General features: G+C 58.4%; 3 protein-coding genes and 1 pseudogene. 2 read left to right on the forward strand and 2 right to left on the reverse strand.

Annotated elements, in window-relative coordinates:
- The first annotated feature begins 102 nt into the window (after positions 1-102).
- The gene (locus NTD87_RS10080) at positions 103-474 is read left to right on the forward strand and encodes a hypothetical protein (RefSeq protein ID WP_262113639.1); all 372 of its coding nucleotides are present in this window, start codon (positions 103-105) and stop codon (positions 472-474) included.
- Between the two features lie 102 nt (positions 475-576).
- Here the strand turns inward: NTD87_RS10080 and NTD87_RS10085 are convergent, their stop codons facing one another.
- Positions 577-1,449 carry an undecaprenyl-diphosphate phosphatase gene (locus NTD87_RS10085; RefSeq protein WP_262113640.1) on the reverse strand — a complete coding sequence of 291 codons (873 nt, stop codon included), beginning with the start codon at positions 1,447-1,449 and terminating at the stop codon, positions 577-579.
- Between the two features lie 140 nt (positions 1,450-1,589).
- A complete protein-coding gene (locus tag NTD87_RS10090) occupies positions 1,590-2,495 on the reverse strand; it encodes a LysR family transcriptional regulator (protein ID WP_262113641.1) in 906 nt (301 codons plus the stop codon).
- A 176-nt stretch (positions 2,496-2,671) separates the two neighbouring features.
- Here NTD87_RS10090 and NTD87_RS10095 point away from each other — a divergent pair.
- Positions 2,672-2,868, forward strand: a pseudogene (locus NTD87_RS10095) (isochorismatase family protein); the annotation flags it as partial.

The raw sequence follows: 2,868 nt of genomic DNA on the forward strand, positions 1-2,868 counted from the left end.
TCGGGCGCTGGGGTGAAACAGGTGTAAACCTATTTCAGGACTAGACATGGCTGGGTTCACTCGTCGTAAATAAAACCGTCCCTTTTTGAGGATCACCAACCCATGCTTTTAAGCAAGCGCGATCAGGCGCGAATCGAGCGTCGCCTGGTGGCAACCCTGACCGAGGCGTGTGAGACGGCCAAAGCGGAAATGACGGGGTTCTCCTGGCTGACCCACGAGGTGGATTACACGGCGTTTCCCGCAAGCCTGAGGGTGACCTGGGTCTTCGACACGCTGGCCAACAAGAGCCAGGCGCTGGCCAGTGGGCAAGGTGAGCGCATGGTCGCTCTGACTGCCGTGGCGTTCAGTGAAGCGGATATTCTCGTCAGTCCGGTCTCGGCTCATGTGCAATTTGACACTGAAGAGGAATGTCAGCGCGTCAATGCGGGAAACTGGCAGCAGCGCCTGGCACGCACGCGTCCGGCTCGGGGTTGAACCATGGCCAAGGGTATCGAAGTGCGCGGGGCTGGTTCTGCAGGTGCGCAATAACGAAAAAGCCCGGCACTGGGCCGGGCTCTATTGGCGTTTGAGCGTTGTTTAGCTCAACAGCCCGGTACTGACCGCGACAATCAGGAAAATACCCAGTACTGCCCGGTAAATAACGAAAGGCCAGGTGGAGAACTTTTCCAGGAACTTCATCAAGCCCCAGATGGCGCAAAACGCCGACACGCTGGCGATCACCAGACCGAAGATCAGGTGCGACCATGCTTCGGCCGGAATGTGAGCGTGATACAGCACCCACAGCTCTTTCAGGCCGGCCAACGCAATGGCAGGCAGCCCGAGCAGGAATGAGAAGCGCGCGGCTTCTTCGCGTTTGAAGTTCAGAAACAGCGCTGCGGTGAGTGTGGAACCCGAACGGGAAACACCGGGTATCAGCGCGCCAACCTGCGCAATACCGACGATCAATGCATCTCGCAGGCGCATTTCTCCCACGGTACGGCGGTGGCGGCAGCTGAGCTCGGCCGCAGCCAGCAGAACGGCCATCACCAGGCATGAGATACCAATTACCATCAGGCCTCTCAAGGGTGAATCGCACGTATTGAGTATCGAGGACAAGGCGAGGCCGGCGATACCAATCGGTATGGTCGCAAGCACAATGGCTACGGCCAGCTTGAACGACTGGTTGCTGTAATCACGTTGCCGCACGGCGCCGATGCTTCCAGTGACGACTTCCCGTACGTCACGCCAGAAATAGCTGACGACCGCGGCCAGTGCGGCCAATTGCATGGCGGCGGAGAACGCCGAACCGGGATCAGGCCAGCCGAGAAGGGCGGGGACGATGCGCATGTGCGCCGTGGAGGAAATGGGTAATAGCTCGGTGATGCCTTGAATGATGCCCAGGATGCCAATTTGCATGTAATCCAGAGAAGCAAAGCCGATATCAAGGCCGCTGGAACAGACGTTTGTCAAAATACTTTCCTTAAGAAGTAAGGCTTCTCCACTGCCCCGAAAGCACGAAGCTTGGAAGGTTTTGGCAGTGGCCAAATGATCCTGGACTGAACCGCTCTAACAGAGGGTCGTTCATGGTAACTGCGAGCGGAATGATGGCCTTATTTGTAACGGTTTGCTACCGGGTGTTGAAGTTCCGTCATCAAAAACTCGATAAACGCCCGGGTTTTCTGCGGGACCCGGCGTGCCGACGAGTAGACCGCGTTGATGGTGATCGGCGGGGCCTGCCATTCGCACAACACCGGCACCAGCCTGCCTGTCGCCAGAGCCTCTTCGACAATGAAATCCGGTAGCAAGGTGATCCCCATGCCGGCCTCGGCGGCTTGCGCCAGCAGGTCGCCATTGTTGGCATGCAGGGGGCCGGTGACGTGCACGCGCTGGGTCTCCTTGCCATTGCTCAGTTGCAGGCTGACGCCGCTCTGCAGATAGCCATAGTTCAAACATTGGTGTGCCGTCAGGTCATTTGGCGATTGCGGTGTACCCGCGCGCGCAAGATAGGCCGGCGAGGCCACCATGATCCGCGGCGCGGGCGCCAACAGGCGGGCCACCAGGGAGGAGTCCGGCATGCTCGCGATGCGGATGGTCACATCGAAGCCGCCGCGTACCGGGTCGACCTGCTGGTCACTCAGGACCAGTTGCAGCTCAATGTTCGGATGCTGCTCGTGAAATAACGGGATCAGCGGCCCCAGCCGCCGCAGTCCGAATGACATGGGCGCGTTGACCCGCAGCACACCGCGCAGTTCACCAATGCCGTTACGCGCACGTTGCTCGGCTTCATCCACCGACGCGATCACTTCACGGGCGGCTTCGTAGTACTCCGCGCCGGCCTCGGTCAGGTGCAGGCTGCGCGTCGTGCGCTGCAGCAGTTGCACGCCGATGGCCTCTTCCAGTGCCTGAATCTGTTTGCTGACTTTTGAGCGTGGCACATCCATCGCTCGGGCGGCAGCGGCGAAGCCGTTTTCTCCAACGGTGGCGACAAAAGCACGCATGCATTCGATCCGGTCCACGTTTGTCCCTATTTTAGAAATAATGATTATTCATTTTAGGTAATTGTTTCTGTTTTATCCAGAAACTACATTTGCTTCCAAGCCGGCAGCACACAGCCTCCCACCGGAGTACGCGCCGAGCCTTGCAGACAAACGAATTCATCCATCCAGAACGCCGACATCAAAAGGAACACGCCATGTCTATCCGTGAATTGCTCAACCCAACCAACTCCGCCTTGATCCTGATCGACCACCAGCCGCAAATGTCGTTCGGCGTGCAATCGATCGACCGTCAGACCTTGAAGAACAACACCGTCGCACTGGCCAAGGCCGCGAAGATCTTCAACGTGCCGACCATTCTGACGTCGGTCGAAACCGAAAGCTTCAGCGGCTA

The sequence above is a fragment of the Pseudomonas sp. 6D_7.1_Bac1 genome, from assembly GCF_025465945.1.
Classification (GTDB): Bacteria; Pseudomonadota; Gammaproteobacteria; order Pseudomonadales; family Pseudomonadaceae; genus Aquipseudomonas.

What these genes read in the sequence shown, in the direction of transcription:
- NTD87_RS10080 (WP_262113639.1), top strand. Translation starts at nt 103, where the DNA reads ATGCTTTTAAGCAAGCGCGATCAGGCGCGAATCGAGCGTCGCCTGGTG.